Consider the following 24,191-nt stretch of genomic DNA (forward strand, 5'->3'; position numbering starts at 1 on the left):
TTCCCGCTCCCCGGCGTTGTTCCCGGCCGACGAGAGTCACGGTCATGGCAACCGTGTCCTCTCCCCCGTCCGTGTCCCCGCCCCCGTCCCCCACCCTCACCGGACGGGCCCGGCTCGTCCTCTTCGTGCTCTGCGCCGCCCAGTTCATCGTGGCGCTCGACTTCTCCGTCCTCAACGTCGCCCTGCCCGTCCTCGGCGCCGACCTGGGCCTCGACCGCTCCGCCCTCCAGTGGGCGGTCACCGCCTTCGCCCTCCCCTCCGGCGGCTTCCTGCTGCTCTTCGGCCGGATCGGCGACCTGTACGGCCGCAAGCGGCTCTTCCTCGCCGGCCTCGGCCTCTTCGCCGCCGCCTCCGTCCTCGCCACCGTCGCCTGGGACCCCGCCTCCTTCCTCACCGGCCGCGCCCTCCAGGGCCTGGCCGCCGCCGCGATCGTGCCCACCGGCATGTCGCTGCTGACCACCTCCTTCCCCGAGGGCCCGCTGCGCGACCGGGCGCTCGGCATCTCCGGCACCCTCATGTCGCTGGGCTTCACCGTCGGCATGGTCCTCGGCGGCGTCATGACCGAGACCCTCGGCTGGCGCTCCACCATGGGACTGCTCGCCGTCTTCGCCCTGCTGGTGCTGCCGCTCGCCCCGGGCCTGCTCACCGAGTCCCGGACCCCGGACCGGCCCCGCCTCGACGTGCCCGGCGCCGTCACCGTCACCGGCGGTCTGCTGGCCCTGATCTACGCCCTGACCACCGCCGCCGAGCGCGGCTTCGGCGGCACCGACGTCCTCGTCGCCCTGGCCGGCGCACTGGTCCTGCTGACCGCCTTCGTGATCGTCGAGTCCCGGCACCCCGCGCCGCTGGTCTCGCTGCCGATGCTGCGCCGCCGCACCGTCGCCTTCGGCAACATCGGCGGGCTCGTCACCTTCTCGATGATGTCGACGATCGTCTTCGTCCTGACCCTGTACCTCCAGGAGACGCTGGGCCTGTCGGCCTTCGCCACCGGGGTCGTCTTCGGGATCCAGGGCGCCTTCTCGGTCCTCGCGGGCACCCTCACGCCGAAGGTGATCGGGCGGCTCGGCGCCCGCCGCACCCTCGTCGCCTCCCTCGCCGGACAGGCGGTCCTCACCGCCGCGCTGCTCGCCGTGGGCGAGCGCTCGGGGGTGGTCGTGGCGACCGTCGCCGTCACCCTCGCCTCGATGTTCCACCTCGGCGCGATCATCTCGTACGGCCTGACGGTCACCTCGGGCGTCCGGGACGAGGAGCAGGGCCTCGCGACCGGTCTGGTCACCACCACCCAGCAGGCCGGGCTCACCGTCGGCATCCCGATGCTGGGCGTGCTCGCCACCACCGGGACCGGCCTCTACGACGGGGTGCGCACGGTCATCGCCCTGGACGCGGCGATCGTGCTGGGCGCGGCGGTCCTGGTCGCCGTGGGCCTGCGCCGCGCCCGGTGAGCCACGGCCGGTGAGCCACGGCCGGTGAGCTACGGCCGGTCGAGCCGGAGCCGTACCGCCTTCGGCAGACCCGCGACGACCAGGTCGTACGAGTCCTCGACGAGCTCCCGGACCATCCGGTCCGGGAGCCCCGCCACCTCGACCGTGTTCCAGTGCCGCTTGTTCATGTGGTAGCCGGGGGTGATCGCCGGATGCTCCTCGCGGAGCCGTACGGCGTCCTCCGGATCGCACTTCAGATTGACCCGCAGCGGCTCGCCGTCCAGCCAGGACAGGGCGAACAGCTTCCCCGCCACCTTGAAGACCGAGGTGTCGGGCCCGAAGGGGAACTCCTCGGTGGCGTCGTTGAACTCCAGGCAGAAGGCGCGCAGCTGTTCCGGGGTCACTCCGGTTCCCCTCCCTCCGCGCCGGCCGGGACGACCGGCTCCACGAGCACGGTGACGATCTTGTTCCGGCGGCCGGCCGGGGCCTCGGCGGTCAGCCGCAGCTCCCGCCCGTCCGGCAGGGTGACGGGGGCCGAGGCGCCGGAGATCGGGACCCTGCCGAGGGCCTTGGCCAGCAGACCGCCGACCGTCTCCACGTCCTCGTCGTCGAACTCGTCCGGGCCGAAGCCGTACAGCTCGCCCAGGTCGCCGATGTCGAGCCGGGCGGTGACCCGGTGGCGGTCGTCGCCGAGCTCCTGGACCGGCGGCAGCTCCCGGTCGTACTCGTCGGTGATCTCGCCGACGATCTCCTCCAGGATGTCCTCGATGGTGACGATGCCGGCCGTGCCGCCGTACTCGTCGATGACGACGGCGACGTGGTTGCGCTCCTGCTGCATCTCGCGCAGCAGATCGCCGGCGTTCTTGGTGTCGGGGACGAAGGCCGCCGCCCGCATCGCGGTGGAGACCAGGTCGGCCTCGGCCTCGCGGTTGATGTGCGTCTTGCGGACCAGGTCCTTCAGGTACACGATCCCGACGATGTCGTCCTCGTTCTCCCCCGTCACCGGGATGCGGGAGAAGCCGGAGCGCAGCGCCAGGGTGAGGGCCTGCCGGACGGTCTTGTACCGCTCGATGCAGATCAGGTCGGTGCGGGGCACCATCACCTCGCGGACCAGGGTGTCGCCCAGCTCGAAGACCGAGTGCACCATGCGGCGCTCGTCGTCCTCGATCAGCGACTCCTGCTCGGCGAGGTCCACGAGCGCCCGCAGCTCGGCCTCCGAGGCGAAGGGGCCCTTGCGGAAGCCCTTGCCGGGGGTGAGCGCGTTGCCGATGAGGATCAGCAGCTGCGGGATCGGGCCCATGATCCGGGCCAGCGGGACGAGGACGTACGCGGCGGCGGTCGCCGTGCTCAGCGGGTGCTGGCGGCCGATGGTGCGCGGCGAGACGCCGACGGCCACATAGCTGACCAGGACCATCACGCCGATCGCGACGAGCAGCGCCTCCCACGTCTCGGGGAAGTACTCCAGGCAGGCGTACGTGACGAGGACGCCGGCCGCCATCTCGCAGGCGACGCGGACGAGCAACGCCACGTTGAGGTAGCGGGTCGGGTCGGCGGCCACCTGGGAGAGCTTCCCGGCCCCGCGCCGCCCGGAGCGGACGGCCTCGGCGGCCCGGAAGCTGGAGACGCGGGCGAGTCCGGCCTCGGCGCAGGCGGCGAGCCAGGCGACGATCACCAGGGCGACCGCGCCGAGGATCAGCTGGATGCTCATCGGACGCGCGGGCTCAGTTGACGGTCGGGGCCGGGGACGGGCCGGTCAGGCCCTTCTCGGCGCGCCAGCCGTCGACGATCGCCGCCTGGAGGCCGAACATCTCGGCCTTCTCGTCCGGCTCCTCGTGGTCGTACCCGAGGAGGTGGAGGACGCCGTGGACGGTGAGCAGCTGGAGCTCCTCGTCCATGGAGTGCCGGGTCTCGGCGTCCTCGCCCTGCTTCTTGGCCACCTCGGGGCAGAGCACGATGTCGCCGAGGAGCCCCTGCGGGGGCTCCTCGTCGTCCTTGACCGGCGGGCGCAGCTCGTCCATCGGGAAGGACATGACGTCCGTCGGTCCGGGGAGGTCCATCCACTGGATGTGGAGCTGCTCCATCGCGTCCGCGTCCACCACGATCACCGAGAGCTCGGAGAGCGGGTGGATGCGCATGCGGCCCAGGGCGTAGCGGGCGATGTCCAGGATCGCCTGCTCGTCGACCTCGGTGCCGGACTCGTTGTTGACGTCGATCGACATGTGCGGTGCTTCTACTTCCCGTTGCGGCCGGTGCGCTGCTCGTTGGCGCTGTCGTACTTCTCGTACGCGTCGACGATACGGCCGACGAGCTTGTGCCGGACGACATCGTGCGACGTGAGCGTCGAGAAGTGCACATCGGGAACTCCGTCGAGGATGTCCCGCACCTGCCGCAGACCGCTCTTCGTCCCGTTCGGCAGGTCGACCTGGGTGACGTCACCGGTGATGACGATCTTCGAGTCGAAGCCGAGACGGGTGAGGAACATCTTCATCTGCTCGGGGTTCGTGTTCTGCGCCTCGTCGAGGATGATGAACGCGTCGTTGAGCGTGCGTCCGCGCATGTACGCCAGCGGCGCGACCTCGATCGTCCCGCTCGCCATCAGCTTGGGGATGGAGTCGGGGTCGAGCATGTCGTGCAGGGCGTCGTAGAGCGGGCGCAGGTACGGGTCGATCTTCTCGTAGAGCGTGCCGGGCAGGAAGCCGAGGCGCTCGCCGGCCTCGACCGCCGGGCGGGTCAGGATGATCCGGGTGACCTGCTTGGACTGCAGGGCCTGGACCGCCTTGGCCATCGCCAGGTAGGTCTTGCCGGTGCCGGCGGGGCCGATGCCGAAGACGATGGTGTGCTTGTCGATGGCGTCGACGTACCGCTTCTGGTTGAGCGTCTTGGGGCGGATGGTGCGGCCGCGGCTGGAGAGGATGTTCTGGGTGAGCACCTCGGCCGGGGTCTCGTCGGCGCCTTCGCCGTTCTCGCTCGCCTTGAGCATGGCGATGGAGCGTTCCACTGCGTCCTCCGTCATCGGCTGTCCGGTGCGGAGCACCAGCATCATCTCGTCGAACAGGCGCTGGACGAGGGTCACTTCGGCGGCGTCGCCGACCGCGCTGACCTCGTTGCCCCGGACGTGGATGTCCACGCGGGGGAACGCCTTCTCGATCACGCGGAGCAGGGAGTCGCCGGAACCGAGGACGGTCACCATGGGGTGCTTGGCGGGCACCGCGAAGTGGGCGCGGGCCTCGCCCGGCGTTCCGTTGGGGGCTGTGGGTGTCTGCGTCATGGGCCGGCCCTCTGGCCTGCGCATACCTCCTGCTGCGGGGTTCTCGCTGCTCGACAACCTCTCGCACCCAAGCCTACGACCTGGCGCCGGTGTGTCCGAAGTGGTTTACGGGACGGTGATCACGGGGCCGCGAGCGGTCTCCTACGGGACGGCCGCCCGGAAGCCGATGGTGGGGACCGCACGGCGGGGCGGCCAGGGCCGGGCCGGGGCGGGGAGGAGGTCCTCCAGGAAGGCGTAGCGGGCCCGCAGCGCCTCGGGGTCCTGGCGGTCGTCGTGCTGGACGTGCTGCCACCAGGCGGCGACCTCGGCCCAGGTGGGGGCGGAGAGGGAGCCGCCGAACTCCTGCACGGAGAGGGCGGCGGTGAGGCCGGCGAAGGCGAGCCGGTCGGCGAGCGGCCAGTCGGCGAGGGTGCCGGTGACGAAGCCGGCGACGAAGACGTCGCCGGCGCCGGTGGGGTCCAGCGCCTCGACGCGGATGGCGGGGACCTCCGCGGTCTCGCCGGTGGCGCCGTCCACGGCGTAGGCGCCCTCGGCGCCGAGGGTGACCACGGCGTAGCGGACCTTGTCGGCGAGCGCGCGGGCGGCGGCGCGGGGGCACTCGGTGCGGGTGTAGCGCATCGCCTCGGCGGCGTTGGGCAGGAACGCCTCGCAGTGCTCCAGGTCGGTCAGGCCCGCCAGGTCCCAGCGGCCGGTGTCGTCCCAGCCGACGTCGGCGAAGACCCGGGCGCCGTCGCCGGCGGCGCGGGCGACCCACTCCTCGGTGCGGCCGGGGGCGAGGGAGGCGACGGCCGCGCGGGCGAGCGGCGGGTGGATCGCCGCCCCGTCGGGGTGGGGGGCCTCATGGCCGTGGGAGACCATCGTGCGCTCGCCCTCGTAGGCCATGGAGACGGTGACCGGGGAGTGCCAGCCCTCGACGGTGCGGGAGAGCGAGAGGTCGATGCCCTCGCCCTGTTCGAGGGCGTCCCAGCAGTACTCGCCGTAGTGGTCGTCGCCGAAGGCGGCGGCGAGGGAGGTGCGCAGGCCGAGCCGGGCGAGGGCGGTGGCCATGTTGGCGACGCCGCCGGGGCTGGAGCCCATGCCGCGGGCCCAGGACTCGGTGCCGCGGACGGGGGCGCTGTCGAGGCCGGTGAAGACGATGTCGAGAAAGACGGTGCCGGTCAGGAAGACGTCGCAGGACGGGTCGGCGGGTTCGCGGACGGTCTCCAGCGGGTCGACCCGCTCGTCGAGCCGGTCTCCGTGACGCCCGTCGAGGCGGTCTCCGTGTCGTTCCTCGCGCTGGTCTCGGTACCGCTCGTCGCGCTGGTCTCCGCTGGCTGTGGTCACGGCGAACTCCCCGGTCGTGGTGCGGCGGGATCGGCACCGGGTGCCGATCCCGACAGTGTGCCCGATGGGGTCGGGGTGACGGCGGTGACGCGACGAATCGCCGCCTCTTACCCCGGTCCACCCACTCCAAACCGATTGTGACCTGTATCACAGGATGAATCGGGGGAGAGCACCTTCTCCGCCCATTCGGTTGCTTGATACACATGGTGCCGCGACCCCGTGGATCACCGGGGCGCCGTCTCATTCCCCCGTTCAGTCCCTGGACCGCCCATGCCGTCGCGCCCGCGCGCCCGTGGGGCGCTCGCCGCCCTCGTCGCCCTCTTCACGGCCGGTTATCTCGCCCCGTACCTGCTGCCCACCGTCGTCGGCCGGCTCGCCGCCGGACTCGGTCTGGGGCCGTCCCAGGCCGGTCTGGTGGGTTCGGTGCTGCTGCTCGGCTCCGCCTCCGCCGGTTTCACGCTCGCCGCGCGCGTGGAGCGGATCGGCCCGCGCCGGGCGGCCCGGCTCGGCCTCCTCGCGATGGTCCTGGGGTACGGCTCCGCCGCCTCGACCGGCAGCCTGCCGCTGGTGGTCGCCGGGGTGGTGCTCGGCGGCTTCGGCTCCGGCACGGCGACGGCGGTGGCCGCCTCGGGGATCGCCGGGCAGCCGGATCCGCAGCGCGCCTCGACGCTGGGCCTGCTGTCGGTCTCGGCCACGGCCGGCGCCCTGTACCTGACGCTGCCGCGCCTCGGCGGGGGCCACTCCCTGCCGCTCCTGGCGCTCGCCACGGCGGCGCTCGTGGTGTGGCCGGTGACGGGCCGGCTGCCGGGCGCCACGCGCGCGTGGCGGAGTGGCTCCGCCGCCCCGGAAGCCTCCGCCCCGCTGCCGTACCGCCGGGCCGGGGCCGTCCTCGCCGGCTGCGTCCTGTGCTGGTCCCTCGCCCAGAACGCCCTCTGGGGCGTGAGCGGCCGGATCGGCACCGGGCAGGCCGGGCTCTCCGAGGTGACCGTCGGCGCGGTCTTCGCGGTGGCGCTCGGCGCGGGCCTCGCCGGGGTCACGGCCGCCGGGGCGCTCGGCGCGCGGCTCGGCCGGGCCGTGCCGATCGGCGTGGGCACGGTCCTGATCGCGGGCTGCGTCCTGCTCAGCTCGACCGCGGGCGGCCTGGCCTCCTTCGCGACCGGCGAGGTCCTCTGGAACACCGCCTACCCGGTGGTCCTCTCGTACGTGCTCGGCCTCGCCGCCTCCCTCGACCCGCGCGGCCGCTGGGCCGTCCTGGTCGGCTCCGCGTCCTCCCTGGGCACGGCCTGCGGCCCGCTGGCCGGCAGCGTCCTCTCGGAGACGGCCGGCTACCCGGGCATGGGCGCGGCCCTCGCCACGCTGCTCCTCCTGGTGGCCGCGCCGATGGCGGCGGTGGCGCGGCACGCCTCGGGCCGTCCCCTGGTCCCCGGCTCGATCCGCCGCCGGGGCGGCGCGCCCGCGGCGTTCCTGGCGGGCACGGCCCCCACGACGACGGCGCTCCTCCCCCAGGTCGGCGCGCCTGAACAGGAGATCGCCCCGATCCCGGCGCCCGCCCGCCGGCGACCGACCCGCTCCGCCTTCCGCCTGGCCCGCCCGTCGGGCCGGGGCTGAGGGTCAGACGCGGAAGTCGTACGCCTCCACCTCGGCCAGGTACCGCGCCCTGCGCGGCTCGTCGTCCTCCAGGAACGAGGCTTCGAAGGACTGGCGGGCCAGCGTGCGGAGCTGCTCGGGGCCGAGGGACAGCGCCTCGCGCACCGCGTCGTAGTTGTCACCGGCGTACCCGCCGAAGTACGCGGGGTCGTCGGAGTTGACGGTGACCAGGAGGCCGGCGTCCAGCATGGCCGGCAGCGGATGGTCGGCGAGGGTGTCGACGACCCGGAGCCGCACGTTCGACAGCGGGCAGAGCGTGAGCGGGATCCGCTCGCGGACCAGGCGCGCGACCAGCTCCGGGTCCTCCATGCACCGCAGCCCGTGGTCGATCCGCTCCACGCCGAGGACGTCCAGCGCCTCGCGGACGTACGCCGCCGGGCCCTCCTCGCCGGCGTGCGCGACGCGCCGCAGACCGAGCCGGGCCGCCTCCTCGTACACGGCGCGGAACTTGGCCGGCGGGTTCCCGGCCTCCGCGGAGTCGAGGCCGACTCCGGTGATCCGGTCCAGGTACGGCCTGGCGGACTCCAGCGTGGCGAGCGCCGACTCGGCGGACTCGTCGCGCAGGAAGCACATGAGGAGCCGGGTGGAGATCCCGTACCGCTCCTCGGAGCGGTCGAGGGAGGCGCCGAGGCCCTCGATGACGGCGGCGAAGGGGACGCCCCGCGCCGTGTGCGCCTGCGGGTCGAAGAAGATCTCGGCGTGCCGGACGCCCTGCGCGGCGGCCCGCTCCAGGTAGGCGTCGGCGAGCGCGGTGAAGTCCTCGGGGGTGCGCAGGACCGCCGTCAGGGCGTAGTAGAGGTCCAGGAAGGACTGGAGGTCGCCGAAGCGGTAGGCCGCGCGCAGCTCCTCGGTGTCCGCGTACGGCAGGGTGACGCCGTTGCGGGCGGCGAGCGCGAAGGCCAGCTCGGGTTCGAGGGTGCCTTCGATGTGCAGGTGGAGCTCGGCCTTGGGGAGGGGCATGGGTGGTGCTCTATCTCTTCGGTACGGGGACCCTCATGAGGTCCTGGGCAATGCTCAGCTCGCCCTCGAATCCGGCGGCGCGGGCCTGCCGTTCGAACTCCGACGGGTCGGAGTAGCGCTGCGAGAAGTGGGTGAGGACGAGGTGCCGGACGCCCGCCTCGCGGGCGACGGCGGCGGCCTGTCCGGCGGTCAGGTGTCCGTGGTCCTCGGCGAGCCGGACGTCCTCGTCGAGGAAGGTCGACTCGATGACCAGCATGTCGGCGCCCTCCGCGAGGGCGTGCACGCCGTCGCAGAGGCGGGTGTCCATGACGAAGGCGAAGCGCTGTCCGCGCCGGACCTCGCTCACCTCGTCCAGACCCACGCCGCCGAGGCTGCCCTCGCGCTGGATGCGGCCGACGTCCGGTCCCGCGATGCCGTGGGCGGCGAGCCGCTCGGGGAGCAGCCGGCGCCCGTCGGGCTCGACGAGCCGGTAGCCGAAGGACTCGACGGGGTGGGAGAGCCGGCGGGCCTCCAGGGTGAACGCCTCGGTGACGGCGAGCACGCCGTCGTCCGCGACCGGCGCCTCGGTCAGTTCGACGGACTCGCGGTAGGCGGTGGCGTACCGCAGCCGTTCGAAGAAGTGCCGGCCGCTCGCCGGGAAGTGGGCGGTGACCTGGTGCGGGACCTGGTCGAGGTTGATCCGCTGGATCACCCCGGCCAGGCCCAGCGAGTGGTCGCCGTGGAAGTGCGTGACGCAGATCCGGTTCAGGTCGTGCGCGGCGACCCCGGCCCGCAGCATCTGCCGCTGGGTGCCCTCTCCGGGGTCGAAGAGGAGGCCGTGGCCGTCCCAGCGCAGCAGATAGCCGTTGTGGTTGCGGTGGCGGGTCGGGACCTGGCTGGCGGTGCCGAGGACGACCAGTTCGCGGACGGACACGTGGTTATCCGGGGGGCCAGTTGAGGCCGCGGCCGCCGAGCACGTGCGCGTGCGCGTGGAAGACGGTCTGGCCCGCGCCCGCACCGGTGTTGAGGATGATCCGGTAGCCGCTGCCGTCCACCTTCTCCTGCTCGGCGACCTCGCCGGCCTCGCGCAGCACGTCGGCGGCGACGCTCGGCGCGGCGGCGGCGAGCGAGGCGGCGTCCGGGTAGTGCAGGCGCGGGATGACGAGCACGTGGGTGGGCGCCTGCGGGTTGATGTCGCGGAAGGCCAGCGTGGTCTCGGTCTCGCGCACGAGCGTCGCCGGCACCTCCCCCGCCACGATCTTGCAGAACAGGCAGTCGCTCTGCGGCTCTCCGGCCATGCTGCGGGCCTCCTCGCCCTCGGTGGTCAGTACGTGCGCATGCTATCCGGCGGGTCCGGTCAGTCTCTGGGCATCCGGCGGTTGAGGGCCGAGCGGCTCACCCAGTACGTGATGACGACGGCCCAGAACAGCGGCGCCCCGAGCGCCCCGACCACTCCCGCGTCGAAGGTCCACAGCGCCATGGTGACGGCCGAGTACAGGCCGAGGAGTCCGACGGCGGCGGCCATCGCGAGCACCGGCCGGCAGTTGCGGGCGACGAGCAGCAGCGGGCGGCGCAGTCGCGGCGGGACCCGGCGGGCCATCCACACGGCCCAGCCGGCCCAGGCGCCGAGGAGCACGGTGGCCCCGACGAGGAAGGGCACGATCGCGTCGGCGCCGGTCGCCCCGGTGCGGACCGGGGCGGAGCCGAGCGTGGAGGCGAGGAAGCCGAGCAGGGCGACCCAGCGGGCTCCGGCGGCGGTGCCCCAGGCCATCGCCTCCAGGTTGTAGCGGGCCTTGCGGTCGTCGAGGTCGAGCGCGGCGGAGGCGACGAAGCCCTCGGCGGCCTGGGTCCAGGCTCCGCGCCGGAACCAGCGGCGGCGCAGTCTCAGCAGGGAGAGGTTGTTGTGGGCCTCGCTGCTCTGCGGGTTGAGGCGCAGGGTCGTCTCGTACGCCCGCCGGGCGGTGGTGTGGTCGCCGCGCCGCTGGGCGGTGAGGCCGACGAGGAAGTGGGCGGCGTCCTCCTCGGGGCCGAGGGCGACGGCGGTTCTCGCGGCCTCGTAGGCGGCGGCGCGGCGGGCCTTGTCCCGGCCGCCGCCGGCCTCGGCGGTCTCGGCGAGCGCGGTGCCGAGCGCGTAGTGGCTGCCCCAGAAGTCCGGGGCGAGCTGAACGGTGCGGTGGGCGGCGGCCTCGGCGTCGCCGTACCGCTTGAGGGCGAGCAGGATCTGGGTGCGCATCAGGTGCGCCATGACCAGCTCGGGCTCGGCGCGCAGGGCCTGCTCGACGGCGGCGAGGGCGGCGGGGTGGTCGCCCGCCCGGTGCTGGCAGCGGGCGAGCAGGGTGAGGGCGTCGGCGTCCTCGGGGTCGCCGGCGAGGTGCCGGGCGGCGAGCTCCCCGGCCTGCTCGTAGCGGCCGGCCTCGTACAGCGCCTCGGCGCGGGCGAGCGCGGAGGGCGCGGACGGCGTGGCGGGGGTGGCGGGCGTGCCGGGGGTCGTCACAGCTTGCGCTTCCGCTTCAGGTAGGCGAGGAGGTCGTCGTAGAGACCGCCCTCGTTGGCGAACATGGCGACGTTCCGGGCGGAGGCGAACCAGGGTTCGGTGGAGGGCCGGAGCTGCTTGGCGGCGGCGAGCAGGTCCTTGGTGGTGATGAGCCGGACGGAGCCGGTGCGCGCGGAGTCGAGGAGGGCGGCCTCGGCGGCGGTCTCGCACAGGTGGGCGAGGTCGGCTCCGGAGAAGTCCTCGGTGACCTTGACGAGCTTGCCGAGGTCGACGGCCTCGATGGGCCTGTCGCGCAGGTGGTAGCGGAGGATCGCCTCGCGGGCGGGGGCGTCCGGCGGGAGGACGAGCAGGGTGCGGTCGAGGCGGCCGGGGCGGCGCAGGGCGAGGTCGACGTCCCAGGGCACGTTGGTGGCGGCGAGGACGAAGACGCCCTCGTTGCCCGCGCCGGAGGCGATGCCGTCGAGCTCGGTGAGGAGCTGGTTGACGACGTTGCGCAGGCCGTTGTTGTGGGTGCGGGAGCGCTTGCCGCCGAGGGCGTCCAGCTCGTCGAGGAAGACGACGCAGGGGGCCTGGCGGCGGGCGGTCTCGAAGATGTCGTGGATGTTCTTCTCGGAGGCCCCGATCCACATGTCGAGGACGTCGGAGAGCGAGACGGTGAGGAAGTTCGCGCCGAGTTCGCCGGCGACGGCTCGGGCGATGAAGGTCTTGCCGCAGCCGGGAGGACCGTAGAGGAGGAGTCCGCCGCGGAGCGACTTGCCGTAGAGGCGCCGGAGTTCGGGGTTGCGCATGGGGGCCAGGAAGGCGGCTTCGAGGCGCTCCTTGACGTCCGTCATGCCGCCGACGTCGGCGAGGCGCACGGCACCGGGGGCGTCCACGTCCCAGGCGGCGGCGTCCCCGGCGAGCCCGTCCCCGCCCTCGGCCTGCGGCTCCTCCAGGAACCGCGGCCCGACCAGGTCCGACACCTGCTCCTCGGCGGCGGCCCAGTCGAAGGACGGCTTCGGCGCGGCCGGCGTCTCCGGAGCCCGAGGGGGCTCCGGCGCGGGCGCGGGTTCCGGCGCGGGTGCCGGCGCTGGTGACGGCTCCGGCGCGGGTGCGGGCTGCGGCAGGCCCATGGCGCGGACCATCAGCGCCCGCGCGTCGGCGTCCCCCGGCGCGTGCTGGAGCGCGACGGCGGCCTCCGTGACGGCCTCGTCGTTCCGCCCCTCCGCGAGGAGGAGTTCGGCGAAGTGGAGGCGCAGGGGCACGTCGCCGGGCGCGGCGGCGATCGCGGCGCGCAGACTGCGGAGGAGAGGGGACTCGTCGGCCATACGGGTCAGCCTAGAAAAGACCCGGGACGCTTGGACAGCGGGTCCCCCACTCTGTGGACAACCTCCCCCACCGCCGCCCCCTGTGGACAACCTCCCCCGCCCCGCCCTGTGGACGACCGGACCCACGGGGGACGACCGGACCCGCCCTCCAGACAACCGCGCCGGGTCAGCCCCAGCGGCCCGTGCGGCCCAGGACGAGGGCGGTGGCCGCCGTGCCCGCCGTGGAGGTGCGCAGAACGCTGCGGCCGAGCCGGTACGGCTTCGCCCCGGCCGCCTCGAAGGCTGCCAGCTCCTCCGGGGAGACCCCGCCCTCGGGCCCGACCACGAGCACGATCGAACCGGTGGCGGGGAGGTCGGCGGCGGCGAGGGCGCCGCTGGGGTGCTCCCGGTCCTCGTGCAGCACGACCGCGAGGTCGGCGGTGGCGAGGAGCGCGGCGACCTGCTTGGTGGTCATGAGGTCGGCGACCTCGGGGAAGCGGGTGCGGCGTGACTGCTTCCCGGCCTCGCGGGCGGTGGAGCGCCACTTGGCGAGCGCCTTCAGGCCGCGGTCGCCGCGCCACTGGGTGATGCAGCGGGAGGCCGCCCACGGCACGATCGCGTCGACGCCGGTCTCGGTCATGGTCTCGACGGCGAGCTCGCCGCGGTCGCCCTTGGGGAGGGCCTGGACGACGGTGATCCGGGGCTGCTCCTCCGGGTCCTCGTGGTCCGCCGTCACCTCCACGGTCAGCCGGTCCTTGCCCTCGGCCTCCCGCGCCACGCACCGCGCCCAGCGGCCCCGGCCGTCGGTCAGGACGAGTTCCTCGCCCGCCTGGAGCCGCTTCACGGAGACGGCGTGCCGCCCCTCGGGGCCCTCCAGGACGAAGGTGCCGGCGCCGGGCACGGCGTCGACGACGAAGACGGGGGCGGTCATGAGGCACTCCTGGGGGCCGGATCGGCGAGTTCGGTGAGGGCGGTGTCGAGTTCGGCGGCGAGCACCTCGACGAGTTCCCCCGCGGGCAGCTCGCGGGCCAGCCGGTGGCCCTGGCCCGCCCACAGGGCCATGCCCTGGGCGTCGCCCGCGGTGGCGGCGGCCTTCCGCAGCGGGGCGGTGAGGTGATGGATCTCGGGATAGCCGGCGGGGGCGTACGGGCCGTGCTCGCGCATGAAGCGGTTCACGAGCCCGCGGGCCGGCCGGCCGGAGAACGCCCGGGTGAGGGCGGTGCGGTTGAAAAGCGGGTCGGTCAGGGCCCGCTTGTGCAGCGGATGGGCGCCGGACTCCGGGCAGGCCAGGAAGGCGGTGCCGAGCTGGGCGGCGGCGGCCCCCGCGGCGAGGACCGCGGCGATCTGCGCGCCGCGCATCAGGCCGCCCGCGGCGACGAGCGGCAGCGCGGTGGCCTCCCGGACCAGGGTGAGGAGGGCGAGGAGCCCGGTGCCCGGCTGCTCCTCGGCCGGGTCGTCGCGGTACGAGCCCTGGTGGCCGCCCGCCTCGACGCCCTGGACGCACAGCGCGTCGGCGCCGGCCGCCTGGGCCGTACGGGCCTCCTCCGCGGAGGTGACGGTGACGATCGTGTACGTGCCGGCGCGGGCGAACGCCTGGAAGGTCTCGGGCTTCGGGCAGCCGAAGGTGAAGGAGACGACGGGGACCGGGTCCTCCAGGAGGATCGCCAGCTTGGACTCGTACCCGTCGTCGCGGCAGTCGTCGGTCTCGCCGAGCTGCGTCTCGTACCAGCCGGCCTCCCCGGCGAGCTGGTGGCGGTAGACCTCGACGGCCGCGGGGTCGACGGTGGGGCCGGTCTGGGGCATGAAGACGTTGACGCCGAAGGGCTGTCCGGTCAGCCCGCGCACCTGCTTGATCTCCTGGTAGAGGCTGCCGGCCGTCTTGTACCCGGCGGCGAGGAAGCCGAGCGCACCGGCCTCGCCGACGGCTCCGACGAGTGCCGGACCGGAAGCGCCACCCGCCATGGGGGCCTGCACGATCGGGTACCGGAAGAGATCGTTCAGCGCGGTGGTGGACATATGGGCATCGTGTCATGCCCCTTCCCGCCCACGGGAAAGGGGCGGCACTCAGAGTGCCGCCCCTCTCACACACGGGTCATCCCCCCCGCGGGGCTCAGCGCCCGTTGAACGCGTCCTTCAGCCGCGAGAACAGCCCCTGCTGTCCCGGCTGGAACTGGCCCGTGGGCCGTTCCTCGCCGCGCAGCTTGGCCAGTTCGCGCAGGAGGCGCTCCTGCTCGGGGTCGAGCTTGCCCGGGGTCTGGACCTCGACGTGGACGATCAGGTCGCCGCGGCCGTTGCCCCGCAGGTGCGTGATGCCCCGGCCGTGCAGCGGGACCGACTGGCCCGACTGGGTGCCCGGGCGGATGTCGATCTCCTCCAGCCCGTCGAGCGTCTGGAGCTGCACCTTCGTGCCGAGCGCCGCCGCCGTCATCGGGATGGTGACCGTGCAGTGCAGGTCGTCACCGCGGCGCTGGAAGACCTCGTGCGGGGTCTCCTGGATCTCGACGTACAGGTCGCCGGCGGGGCCGCCGCCGGGGCCGACCTCGCCCTCGCCCGCGAGCTGGATCCGGGTGCCGTTGTCGACGCCGGCCGGGATCTTCACCGTCAGCGTGCGGCGCGACCGCACCCGGCCGTCGCCCGCGCACTCGGGGCACGGGGTCGGGACGACGGTGCCGAAGCCCTGGCACTGCGGGCAGGGCCGGGAGGTCATGACCTGGCCGAGGAACGACCGGGTGACCTGGGAGACCTCGCCGCGGCCGTGACACATGTCGCAGGTCTGCGCGGAGGTGCCGGGAGCGGCACCCTCACCCGAACAGGTGGCGCAGACGACGGCCGTGTCGACCTGGATGTCCTTGGTGGTGCCGAAGGCCGCCTCGTTGAGGTCGATCTCCAGGCGGATCATGGCGTCCTGGCCGCGCCGGGTCCGCGAGCGCGGCCCGCGCTGCCCGGCCGTGCCGAAGAAGGCGTCCATGATGTCGGAGAAGTTGCCGAAGCCGCCGGCCCCGAAGCCTCCCCCGCCGCCCATGCCGCCGGCGGAGGAGAGCGGGTCGCCGCCGAGGTCGTAGACCTGCTTCTTCTGCGGGTCCGACAGGACCTCGTAGGCGGCGTTGATCTCCTTGAACCGCTCCTGCGTCTTCGGGTCCGGGTTGACGTCCGGATGAAGCTCGCGGGCGAGGCGCCGGAAAGCCTTCTTGATCTCGTCCTGGGACGCGTCGCGGCGTACGCCGAGTGTGGCGTAGTAGTCCGTGGCCACTTACGACTCCGCCAGGATCTGTCCGACGTAACGTGCCACTGCGCGTACCGCTCCCATCGTTCCGGGGTAGTCCATGCGGGTCGGTCCGACCACGCCGAGTTTGGCGACTGCCTCGCCGCCCGAACCGTAGCCGACCGAGACGACGGACGTGGAGTTCAGCCCCTCGTAGGCGTTCTCGTGCCCGATGCGTACGGTCATGCCCGATTCCTTGACCTCGCCGAGCAGCTTGAGGAGCACGACCTGCTCCTCGAGTGCCTCCAGGACGGGCCTGATCGTCAGGGGGAAGTCATGTCCGAAGCGGGTGAGATTGGCGGTGCCGCCGATCATCAGCCGCTCCTCGTGCTCCTCCACGAGCGTCTCCAGGAGCGTCGCGAGCACGGCCGAGACCGTGGCGCGCTCCTCGGGTTCCTCGAAGGACTCGGGGAGGTCCTGCACCAGCTGCGGCACGTCGGCGAAGCGACGGCCGCCGACCCGGCTGTTGAGCCGGGCCCGCAGATCCGCGAGGGAGGTCTCGCCGAAGGGCGCGGGGCAGTCGATCACCCGCTGCTCGACCCGTCCGGTGTCCGTGATCAGGACGAGCATCAGCCTGGCCGGGGCCAGCGCCAGCAGCTCGACGTGCCGGATGGAGGAACGCGTCAGCGACGGGTACTGCACGACGGCGACCTGCCGGGTCAGCTGCGCCAGCAGCCGCACCGTACGGCCCACGACGTCGTCGAGGTCCACGGCGCCGTCGAGGAAGTTGTGGATGGCGCGCCGCTCGGGGGTGGAGAGCGGCTTGACGCCGGCCAGCCGGTCCACGAAGAGCCGGTAGCCCTTGTCGGTGGGGATCCGGCCCGCGCTGGTGTGGGGCTGGGCGATGTACCCCTCCTCCTCCAGCACCGCCATGTCGTTGCGCACGGTGGCGGGCGACACGCCGAGCTTGTGGCGCTCCGTGAGCGCCTTGGAACCGACCGGTTCCTCCGTCCCGACGTAGTCCTGGACGATGGCGCGCAGCACCTCGAGTCTGCGTTCGCTCAGCACGCGCACACCTCCCGCTCCAGCCGTTCCGGTTGCTCCGCTTTTGGCACTCACCCTGTCCGAGTGCCAGGAATCCCCCGGCCAGTGTACGGCCGGGGCCGTCGCTCCTGGCAAGGAGGCGGACCCGCTAGCGTCGGAGCCATGGACATCGACGAAGCGGTCTGGGCGGCTCAGGGGTGGGAGAGGCTCGCGTCCGGAGTGGGCCGGCGGCGGCTCCCCGGCTGGGACGCGACCACCGGACTGGTCGTGGGGGACACGGCCGTCCTGCTCTACGACACGGGCTCCACGCTCGCCGAGGGCGCCGCGATCCGGGCCCAGGCGGAGGCGATCACCGGCGGCCGGCGCGTGACGCACATCGCACTCGGCCACCCCCACTTCGACCACGTCCTGGGCACCGCCGCCTTCGCCGGAGCGGAGGTGTTCGGCGCGGTCGGCATGGACGAGCTCCTCGGCTCCGCCCGCACCCGCGCGGAGCTGTACGAGGACGCGGTGCGCCAGGGGGTCGGCGAGCGGGCCGCGGCGGAGGCGGTGGAGGCCCTGGTGGCCCCGCGCCACACGGTCACCGGCGAGTGGACCCTCGACCTCGGCGGCCGCCAGGTGCTCCTGGCCAACCTGGGCCCGGCCCACTCCGGCCACGACCTCGCCGTCTTCGTCCCCGGCGAGCGCGAGACCGTTTTCTGCGGCGACCTGGTCGAGGAGTCCGGCGAACCCCAGGCGGGCCCCGACGCGATCGGCGCCCGCTGGCCCGACGCCCTCGACCGCCTCCTCGCCCTCGGCGGCGAGGACGCCCTGTACGTCCCCGGCCACGGGGCGGTCGTCGACGCGGCTTTCGTCCGACGCCAGCGCGATGAACTGGCACACCGCTTCCAGGTGTCGTAGCGTCCCCGAAATGCGCAGCTACGACCCGGACCTGACGCCCCGATGGAAGAAGCAGGCCCCCGCGCCGGAGGTCCCGGCCGAGCCGGACCTGGTGGTCGAGGAGGTCTCGACGGGCTTCTGCGGGGCCGTGATCCGCTGCGAGGCGGGCACCGTCACTCTGGAGGACCGCTTCGGCAAACACCGCGTCTTCCCGATGGACCCGCGCGGGTTCCTCCTGGAGGGCCGTGTGGTGACCCTGGTCCGCCCGGCGTCCGGCGGACCGGCCCGCCCGGCCCGTACGGCCTCCGGCTCGATCGCCGTCCCCGGCGCACGCGCGCGCGTGGCACGGACGAGCCGCATCTACGTGGAGGGCCGGCACGACGCCGAGCTGGTCGAACGGGTCTGGGGCGACGACCTGCGCGTCGAGGGCGTCGTGGTGGAGTACCTGGAGGGCGTCGACCACCTTCCGGAGATCGTCGCCGACTTCGCGCCCGGCCCGGACGCCCGCCTCGGCGTCCTCGTCGACCACCTGGTTCAGGGCTCCAAGGAGTCCCGGATCGCCGCGCGGGTCTCCTCCCCCGACGTCCTGGTGGTGGGACACCCGTACATCGACATCTGGCAGGCGGTGAAACCGTCCGTCCTCGGCATCCGGGCCTGGCCGGAGGTCCCGCGCGGCCAGGACTGGAAGACGGGCACCTGCCGGGCCCTGGGCTGGCCCGCCGACAACACGGGCGCGGTCTGGCAGGCCATCCTGAAGCGCGTCACGTCCTACAAGGACCTGGAACCGGAGCTGCTGGGCAAGGTGGAGCACCTGATCGACTTCGTGACGGCGCCGTAGCCGCGGCGGTTTCCCGGGGGCCGGGCCTCAGTCCACCAGGTCCCGCACCACGGCGTCCGCGAGCAACCGGCCCCGCAGCGTCAGCACGGCCCGCCCCGCGGCGTACGGCTCCGCGTCGAGCAGCCCGTCGGCCAGCGCCCTGCGCGACGCCGCGAGGCCCCGCTCCCGCAGCAGCTCCAGCGGGCAGCCCTCCCGGAGCCGCAGCTCCAGCAGGATCCGCTCGACCCGCCGGTCCTCGTCCGACAGCAGCTCGCGCCCGGCCCCCGGCGACCTCCCGGCCCCGAGCGCGGCGGCGTACGCGCCGGGATGCTTGACGTTCCACCACCGCACCCCGCCCACGTGCGAGTGGGCGCCTGGCCCGGCGCCCCACCAGTCGGCGCCCCGCCAGTACAGCTCGTTGTGGAGGCACCGCCCGGCCTCGGAGGTGGCCCAGTTGGACACCTCGTACCAGGCGTACCCGGCCTTCTCGAACGCCTCGTCGGCGATCAGGTACCGGTCCGCGTGCACGTCGTCGTCGGTCATCGGCACCTCGCCGCGCCGGATCCGCCGCGCCAGCTGCGTACCCTCCTCGACGATCAGGGCGTACGCGCTCACATGGTCGGGACCGGCCCCGATGGCCGCGTCCAGCGAGGCCCGCCAGTCGTCGTCGCTCTCGCCGGGGGTGCCGTAGATCAGGTCGAGGTTGACGTGTTCGAAGCCGGCCGCGCGCGCCTCCGCGACGCACTGCTCAGGCCGGCCCGGCGTGTGGGTCCGGTCGAGGATCTTCAGCACGTGCGGCCGGGCGCTCTGCATGCCGAAGGAGATCCGGTTGAAGCCGCCGGCCCGCAGTTCCTCCAGGTAGGCGGGGTCCACGGACTCCGGGTTCGCCTCGGTGGTGATCTCCGCGTCGTCGGCGAGCCCGAACTCGTCCCGGATCGCCCCCAGCATCGTCACGAGGTCGCCGGCGGCCAGCAGCGTCGGCGTGCCGCCGCCGACGAAGACCGTCCGCACCGGGCGCGGGTCGTCGCCGAGGACCTTCCGGGCGAGCCGGACCTCCTCGACGACCTGCCCCGCGTAGTTGTCCCGCGAGGCGAGCACGCCTCCGGCACCGCGCAGCTCGCTCGCGGTGTAGGTGTTGAAGTCGCAGTAGCCGCACCGCGTGGCGCAGTACGGCACGTGCAGATAGAACCCGAGCGGCCGCTCCCCGGCCCCTTCCAGGGCGCGCGCGGGCAGCGCCCCGTCCTCGGGCATGGGCTCACCATCGGGCAGTACGGAAGGCATGGGGTCCATTGTCCCGCACCGCCCGAGGTGACGGGCTCCGCGCCGGTCAGGCCTCGCGGGACCCGGCGTACATCTCGTCGATGAGCTCCTTGTAGGTGCGCTCGACGACCGGGCGCTTGAGCTTCAGCGAGGGGGTGAGCTCGCCGTGCTCGATGTCGAGGTCGCGCGGGAGGAGACGGAACTTCTTGATCGTCTGCCAGCGCTGGAGGCCCTCGTTGAGCCGGTCGACGTATCCCTGGATCATCTTCTCGGTCTGCGGGGCGGCGACGACCTCGGCGTACGGCTTGCCGGCGAGGTCGTGCTCGGCGGCCCAGCCGAGGATGGCGGGCTCGTCGAGCGCGATGAGCGCGGTGCAGTAGTTCCGGTCGGCGCCGTGGACGAGGATGTTGGAGACGAACGGGCAGACGGCCTTGAACTGGCCCTCCACCTCGGCCGGGGCGATGTACTTGCCGCCGGAGGTCTTGATCAGGTCCTTCTTGCGGTCGGTGATCTTGAGGTAGCCGTCGGCGGAGAGCTCGCCGATGTCGCCGGTGTGGAACCAGCCGTCGGCCTCCAGGACCTCGGCGGTCTTCTCGGGGAGGCCGTGGTAGCCCTCCATGATGCCGGGGCCGCGGAGCAGGATCTCGCCGTCGTCGGCGATGCGGACCTCGGTGCCGGGGAGCGGCTTGCCGACGGTGCCGGTGCGGTACGCCTCGCCGGGGTTGACGAAGGAGGCGGCGGAGGACTCGGTGAGGCCGTACCCCTCCAGGATGTGGATGCCGGCACCGGCGAAGAAGTAGCCGATCTCGGGGGCGAGCGCGGCGGAGCCGGAGATGCAGGCGCGCAGCCGGCCGCCGAACGCGTCGCGGATCTTGGCGAAGACGAGGGTGTCGGCGACCTTGTGCTTGGCGGTGAGGCCGAAGGGCGCGGAGGCGGAGCCGGTGCGGCGGAAGTTGTCCTGGGTGACCTTGGCGTACTCGCGGCCGACGCCGGAGGCCCACTGGAAGATCTTGTACTTGGCGCCGCCGCCGGCCCTGGCCTTGGCGGCGACCCCGTTGTAGACCTTCTCGAAGATGCGGGGGACGGCCGCCATGTAGGTCGGCTGGACCACCGGCAGGTTCTCGATGATCTTGTCGACGCGGCCGTCGACGGCGGTGACGTGGCCGACCTCGATCTGGCCGGAGGTGAGGACCTTGCCGAAGACGTGGGCGAGCGGCAGCCACAGGTACTGGACGTCGTCCTGGGTGACGAGGCCGGTGGCGGCGATGGCCTTGGCCATGTACGACCAGTTGTCGTGCGGCAGGCGGACGCCCTTGGGGCGGCCGGTGGTGCCCGAGGTGTAGATGAGGGTGGCGAGCTGCTCGGCGGTGATCGCGGCGACCCGCTCCTTGACCGCCTCGGGGTGCTTCTCCAGGTACGCGGCTCCGCGCGCCTCCAGGTCGGCGAGGGTGAGGACCCACTCCTCGGAGGTGTCCGCGCCCTCGGGGTCGATGACGACGACGTGGTGGAGTCCGGGCAGGTCGGCGCGGCGCTCGACCGCCTTGGCGAGCTGGGCGGCGTCCTCGGCGATGAGCACCTTCGACTCGGAGTCGGCGAGGATGAAGGCGGACTCGTCGGCGTTGGTCTGCGGGTAGACCGTGGTGGTGGCGGCGCCGGCGCACATGACGCCGAGGTCGGCGAGGATCCACTCGACCCGGGTGGCGGAGGCGAGGGCGACCCGCTCCTCGGAGCGGATGCCGAGGTCGATCAGACCGGCGGCGATGGCGAAGACGCGCTGCGCGGCCTGACCCCAGCTGAGCGACTTCCAGTCGTCCGGTCCGGTGCCGGAGGCGGCGGGCACCGGATAGCGGTACGCCTCGGCGTCGGGGGTGCGCTCGACTCGTTCGAGGAAGAGCGCCGCGACGGAGGGCGGCCGGTTGTCGATCTGGGTCTGGTTGTCGCTCACGTCGTCCTCCGGGCGGCGGCGGTGCCTGTTGGCGGTGCAACTACGGATGCGGAACGCACTCACGCGGGAATGCGTAACTAACTCACGAGTAACCTTCGGGGGGCTTCAGATTAGAGCGCCGAGGTCCGGTACGTAAGGGCCTGTGGATAACGAACGGGTCCGCGCGCCGATGGCACGCGGACCCGTTCATGGCGGCCGGAACGGCTACTTCTTGCTCTTGCCGCCCGACTCGTCGCTCGACAGGACGGCGATGAACGCCTCCTGCGGGACCTCCACCGAGCCGACCATCTTCATGCGCTTCTTGCCTTCCTTCTGCTTCTCCAGCAGCTTCCGCTTACGCGAGATGTCACCGCCGTAGCACTTGGCGAGGACGTCCTTGCGGATGGCGCGGATGGTCTCGCGGGCGATGACCCGGGAGCCGATGGCGGCCTGGATCGGCACCTCGAACGCCTGGCGCGGGATGAGCTCGCGCAGCTTGGCGACGAGCCGCACGCCGTACGCGTAGGCGGCGTCCTTGTGGGTGACGGCGGAGAAGGCGTCGACCTTGTCGCCGTGCAGCAGGATGTCGACCTTGACCAGGCTGGACGCCTGCTCGCCGGTGGGCTCGTAGTCGAGCGAGGCGTACCCGCGGGTCTTCGACTTCAGCTGGTCGAAGAAGTCGAAGACGATCTCGGCCAGCGGCAGGGTGTAGCGGATCTCGACCCGGTCCTCGGAGAGGTAGTCCATGCCGATGAGCGTGCCGCGGCGGGTCTGGCAGAGCTCCATGATCGCGCCGATGAACTCGCTGGGCGCGAGGATGGTGGCGCGCACGACGGGCTCGTACACGTCGCTGATCTTGCCCTCGGGGAACTCGCTCGGGTTGGTGACCGTGTGCTCGCTGCCGTCCTCCATGACCACGCGGTAGACCACGTTGGGGGCGGTGGCGATGAGGTCGAGCCCGAACTCGCGCTCCAGGCGCTCCCGGATCACGTCGAGGTGGAGCAGGCCCAGGAAGCCGACGCGGAAGCCGAAGCCGAGGGCCGCGGAGGTCTCCGGCTCGTAGACGAGCGCGGCGTCGTTGAGCTGGAGCTTGTCCAGGGCCTCGCGGAGGTCCGGGTACTCCGAGCCGTCCAGCGGGTAGAGACCCGAGAAGACCATCGGCTTCGGGTCCTTGTAGCCGCCGAGCGGCTCGGTGGCGCCCTTGGACTGGGCGGTGATCGTGTCACCGACCTTGGACTGGCGGACGTCCTTCACACCGGTGATGAGGTAGCCCACCTCACCGACGCCGAGACCGTCGGAGGCCGTCATCTCGGGGGACGAGACGCCGATCTCCAGGAGCTCGTGGGTGGCGCCGGTCGACATCATCTTGATGCGCTCGCGCTTGTTGAGCTGCCCGTCGACGACACGGACGTACGTGACGACGCCCCGGTACGAGTCGTACACGGAGTCGAAGATCATCGCGCGGGCCGGCGCGTCGGCGTTGCCGACCGGGGCCGGCACGTCCGCGACGACCCGGTCGAGCAGCGCCTCGACGCCGAGACCCGTCTTGGCGGAGACCTTGAGGACGTCCTCGGGCTGGCAGCCGATGAGGTTGGCCAGCTCCTCGGCGAACTTCTCCGGCTGGGCGGCCGGGAGGTCGATCTTGTTGAGGACCGGGACGATCGTGAGGTCGTTCTCCATCGCCAGGTACAGGTTGGCGAGGGTCTGCGCCTCGATGCCCTGGGCGGCGTCGACCAGCAGGATCGTGCCCTCGCAGGCGGCCAGCGACCGCGACACCTCGTACGTGAAGTCGACGTGCCCGGGGGTGTCGATCATGTTGAGGATGTGCGTGCGCCCCTGCTCCGGCCCCTCGGTGGGGGCCCAGGGCAGCCGGACCGCCTGGGACTTGATCGTGATGCCGCGCTCACGCTCGATGTCCATCCGGTCGAGGTACTGGGCGCGCATCTGCCGCTGGTCGACCACACCGGTGAGCTGGAGCATCCGGTCGGCGAGCGTGGACTTGCCGTGGTCGATGTGCGCGATGATGCAGAAGTTGCGGATCAGTGCCGGGTCGGTACGGCTCGGCTCGGGCACGTGGGTAGGAGTCGCGGGCACGCAGGGTTCTCGTCTCGGGCGGTGTTCGGAACGGATACGTAGCCCCCATCGTCCCATGCCCGCGGCCACGCGTCCGGTTCGGGCGGCCCGCGCCCCCGTTTGGGCGGCCGCGCGGGCGCCTGATACCGTGGACAGCTGTGTCTCGTGTGCCCTCTCAGCTGCGCGGCACATACCTGAAGAAACATCGAACCTGTAAAGGCTCTCTCAGTGGCGAACATCAAGTCCCAGATCAAGCGGAACAAGACCAACGAGAAGGCGCGCCTGCGCAACAAGGCCGTCAAGTCGTCGCTCAAGACCGCGATCCGCAAGGCCCGTGAGGCTGTCGCCGCCGGCGACCTCGAGAAGGCCACCGTGGCCACCCGTGCCGCCTCGCGTCAGCTCGACAAGGCCGTCTCGAAGGGTGTCATCCACAAGAACGCCGCCGCCAACAAGAAGTCGGCGCTGGCGATCAAGGTTGCCTCCCTCCAGGGCTGAGTCCGGATCTTCTGATCTCAGGCTGTACCCAGGCCGCACGGGACCCAGCGGACCCTCTCTACCGCTCCCGCCCGGCCACCCGGCCCGTACGCGAGACGCGTTCGCCACGCGTGTACGGG

The 24,191-nt window shown here is 72.8% G+C and carries 22 protein-coding genes; 5 read left to right on the forward strand and 17 right to left on the reverse strand.

Annotated features, from left to right (window positions below):
* The first annotated feature begins 44 nt into the window (after positions 1 to 44).
* Positions 45 to 1,442, forward strand: a complete 1,398-nt coding sequence (locus tag ACIGHB_RS22290; RefSeq protein ID WP_360307479.1) for an MFS transporter — start codon at positions 45 to 47, stop codon at positions 1,440 to 1,442.
* A 29-nt stretch (positions 1,443 to 1,471) separates the two neighbouring features.
* Here ACIGHB_RS22290 and ACIGHB_RS22295 read toward each other — a convergent pair whose 3' ends face one another.
* The 5 genes from ACIGHB_RS22295 to ACIGHB_RS22315 form a co-directional block, all read right to left on the reverse strand.
* The gene (locus ACIGHB_RS22295; protein WP_360307476.1) at positions 1,472 to 1,825 is read right to left on the reverse strand and encodes an MmcQ/YjbR family DNA-binding protein; all 354 of its coding nucleotides are present in this window, start codon (positions 1,823 to 1,825) and stop codon (positions 1,472 to 1,474) included.
* Complete coding sequence (locus tag ACIGHB_RS22300; protein WP_399915333.1) at positions 1,822 to 3,129, reverse strand: hemolysin family protein; 1,308 nt, start codon at positions 3,127 to 3,129, stop codon at positions 1,822 to 1,824. Before ACIGHB_RS22300 ends, ACIGHB_RS22295 begins: the two co-directional genes overlap by 4 nt.
* A 13-nt stretch (positions 3,130 to 3,142) precedes the next feature.
* Positions 3,143 to 3,640 (reverse strand): rRNA maturation RNase YbeY, encoded by a 498-nt coding sequence (gene ybeY / locus ACIGHB_RS22305; protein ID WP_360307470.1) that lies wholly within the window; start codon positions 3,638 to 3,640, stop codon positions 3,143 to 3,145.
* 11 nt (positions 3,641 to 3,651) lie between these two features.
* Positions 3,652 to 4,689 (reverse strand): PhoH family protein, encoded by a 1,038-nt coding sequence (locus ACIGHB_RS22310; RefSeq protein ID WP_399915335.1) that lies wholly within the window; start codon positions 4,687 to 4,689, stop codon positions 3,652 to 3,654.
* A gap of 141 nt (positions 4,690 to 4,830) precedes the next feature.
* Entirely contained in the window at positions 4,831 to 5,895 is a 1,065-nt protein-coding gene (locus tag ACIGHB_RS22315; RefSeq protein WP_399915645.1) for a PfkB family carbohydrate kinase, read from the reverse strand.
* 387 nt (positions 5,896 to 6,282) lie between these two features.
* Here ACIGHB_RS22315 and ACIGHB_RS22320 point away from each other — a divergent pair, with 387 nt between their 5' ends.
* The gene (locus ACIGHB_RS22320) at positions 6,283 to 7,620 is read left to right on the forward strand and encodes an MFS transporter (protein ID WP_399915337.1); all 1,338 of its coding nucleotides are present in this window, start codon (positions 6,283 to 6,285) and stop codon (positions 7,618 to 7,620) included.
* Between the two features lie 3 nt (positions 7,621 to 7,623).
* On the opposite strand, the gene ACIGHB_RS22325 is transcribed toward ACIGHB_RS22320, so the two are convergent.
* From ACIGHB_RS22325 to hrcA, 9 genes are all read right to left on the reverse strand, one after another.
* A complete protein-coding gene (locus tag ACIGHB_RS22325) occupies positions 7,624 to 8,619 on the reverse strand; it encodes an adenosine deaminase (RefSeq protein ID WP_399915339.1) in 996 nt (331 codons plus the stop codon).
* A 10-nt stretch (positions 8,620 to 8,629) separates the two neighbouring features.
* A complete protein-coding gene (locus tag ACIGHB_RS22330; RefSeq protein ID WP_360307459.1) occupies positions 8,630 to 9,532 on the reverse strand; it encodes a ribonuclease Z in 903 nt (300 codons plus the stop codon).
* A gap of 4 nt (positions 9,533 to 9,536) precedes the next feature.
* Positions 9,537 to 9,896, reverse strand: a complete 360-nt coding sequence (locus tag ACIGHB_RS22335) for a histidine triad nucleotide-binding protein (RefSeq protein WP_360307456.1) — start codon at positions 9,894 to 9,896, stop codon at positions 9,537 to 9,539.
* A gap of 59 nt (positions 9,897 to 9,955) precedes the next feature.
* Positions 9,956 to 11,092, reverse strand: coding sequence for a tetratricopeptide repeat protein (locus ACIGHB_RS22340; protein WP_399915341.1), 1,137 nt, complete (start codon positions 11,090 to 11,092; stop codon positions 9,956 to 9,958).
* On the reverse strand, positions 11,089 to 12,399 hold the full coding sequence (locus ACIGHB_RS22345; protein WP_399915343.1) for an AAA family ATPase: 1,311 nt from the start codon (positions 12,397 to 12,399) through the stop codon (positions 11,089 to 11,091). Before ACIGHB_RS22345 ends, ACIGHB_RS22340 begins: the two co-directional genes overlap by 4 nt.
* Before the next feature lie 166 nt (positions 12,400 to 12,565).
* Positions 12,566 to 13,309: a 16S rRNA (uracil(1498)-N(3))-methyltransferase gene (locus ACIGHB_RS22350; protein WP_399915345.1), complete on the reverse strand. Its 744-nt coding sequence runs from the start codon at positions 13,307 to 13,309 to the stop codon at positions 12,566 to 12,568.
* Positions 13,306 to 14,394, reverse strand: a complete 1,089-nt coding sequence (locus ACIGHB_RS22355) for a nitronate monooxygenase (RefSeq protein WP_360307444.1) — start codon at positions 14,392 to 14,394, stop codon at positions 13,306 to 13,308. The genes ACIGHB_RS22350 and ACIGHB_RS22355 overlap by 4 nt, the downstream gene beginning before the upstream one ends.
* Before the next feature lie 94 nt (positions 14,395 to 14,488).
* Positions 14,489 to 15,628, reverse strand: a complete 1,140-nt coding sequence (gene dnaJ, locus ACIGHB_RS22360; protein WP_360307441.1) for a molecular chaperone DnaJ — start codon at positions 15,626 to 15,628, stop codon at positions 14,489 to 14,491.
* Positions 15,629 to 16,648, reverse strand: a complete 1,020-nt coding sequence (gene hrcA / locus ACIGHB_RS22365) for a heat-inducible transcriptional repressor HrcA (RefSeq protein ID WP_360307438.1) — start codon at positions 16,646 to 16,648, stop codon at positions 15,629 to 15,631.
* A 138-nt stretch (positions 16,649 to 16,786) separates the two neighbouring features.
* Between hrcA and ACIGHB_RS22370 the strand changes: the two genes are divergently transcribed.
* Together ACIGHB_RS22370 and ACIGHB_RS22375 are read left to right on the forward strand one after the other, a co-directional pair.
* Positions 16,787 to 17,524: an MBL fold metallo-hydrolase gene (locus ACIGHB_RS22370; RefSeq protein WP_360307435.1), complete on the forward strand. Its 738-nt coding sequence runs from the start codon at positions 16,787 to 16,789 to the stop codon at positions 17,522 to 17,524.
* Positions 17,525 to 17,534: 10 nt separating this feature from the next.
* Positions 17,535 to 18,341: a DUF3097 domain-containing protein gene (locus tag ACIGHB_RS22375; protein ID WP_399915348.1), complete on the forward strand. Its 807-nt coding sequence runs from the start codon at positions 17,535 to 17,537 to the stop codon at positions 18,339 to 18,341.
* 27 nt (positions 18,342 to 18,368) lie between these two features.
* Here the strand turns inward: ACIGHB_RS22375 and hemW are convergent, their stop codons facing one another.
* From hemW to lepA, 3 genes are all read right to left on the reverse strand, one after another.
* A complete protein-coding gene (gene hemW / locus ACIGHB_RS22380; protein WP_360307429.1) occupies positions 18,369 to 19,610 on the reverse strand; it encodes a radical SAM family heme chaperone HemW in 1,242 nt (413 codons plus the stop codon).
* 37 nt (positions 19,611 to 19,647) lie between these two features.
* On the reverse strand, positions 19,648 to 21,525 hold the full coding sequence (locus tag ACIGHB_RS22385; RefSeq protein ID WP_360307426.1) for an AMP-dependent synthetase/ligase: 1,878 nt from the start codon (positions 21,523 to 21,525) through the stop codon (positions 19,648 to 19,650).
* 204 nt (positions 21,526 to 21,729) lie between these two features.
* Positions 21,730 to 23,598 (reverse strand): translation elongation factor 4, encoded by a 1,869-nt coding sequence (gene lepA / locus ACIGHB_RS22390; protein WP_399915350.1) that lies wholly within the window; start codon positions 23,596 to 23,598, stop codon positions 21,730 to 21,732.
* Positions 23,599 to 23,805: 207 nt separating this feature from the next.
* On the opposite strand from lepA, the gene rpsT reads away from it, so the two are divergent.
* Positions 23,806 to 24,072: a 30S ribosomal protein S20 gene (gene rpsT, locus ACIGHB_RS22395; RefSeq protein WP_093876150.1), complete on the forward strand. Its 267-nt coding sequence runs from the start codon at positions 23,806 to 23,808 to the stop codon at positions 24,070 to 24,072.
* Positions 24,073 to 24,191: the final 119 nt, after the last annotated feature.

The organism is Streptomyces sp. NPDC085460, assembly GCF_044541975.1.
GTDB lineage: Bacteria > Actinomycetota > Actinomycetes > Streptomycetales > Streptomycetaceae > Streptomyces.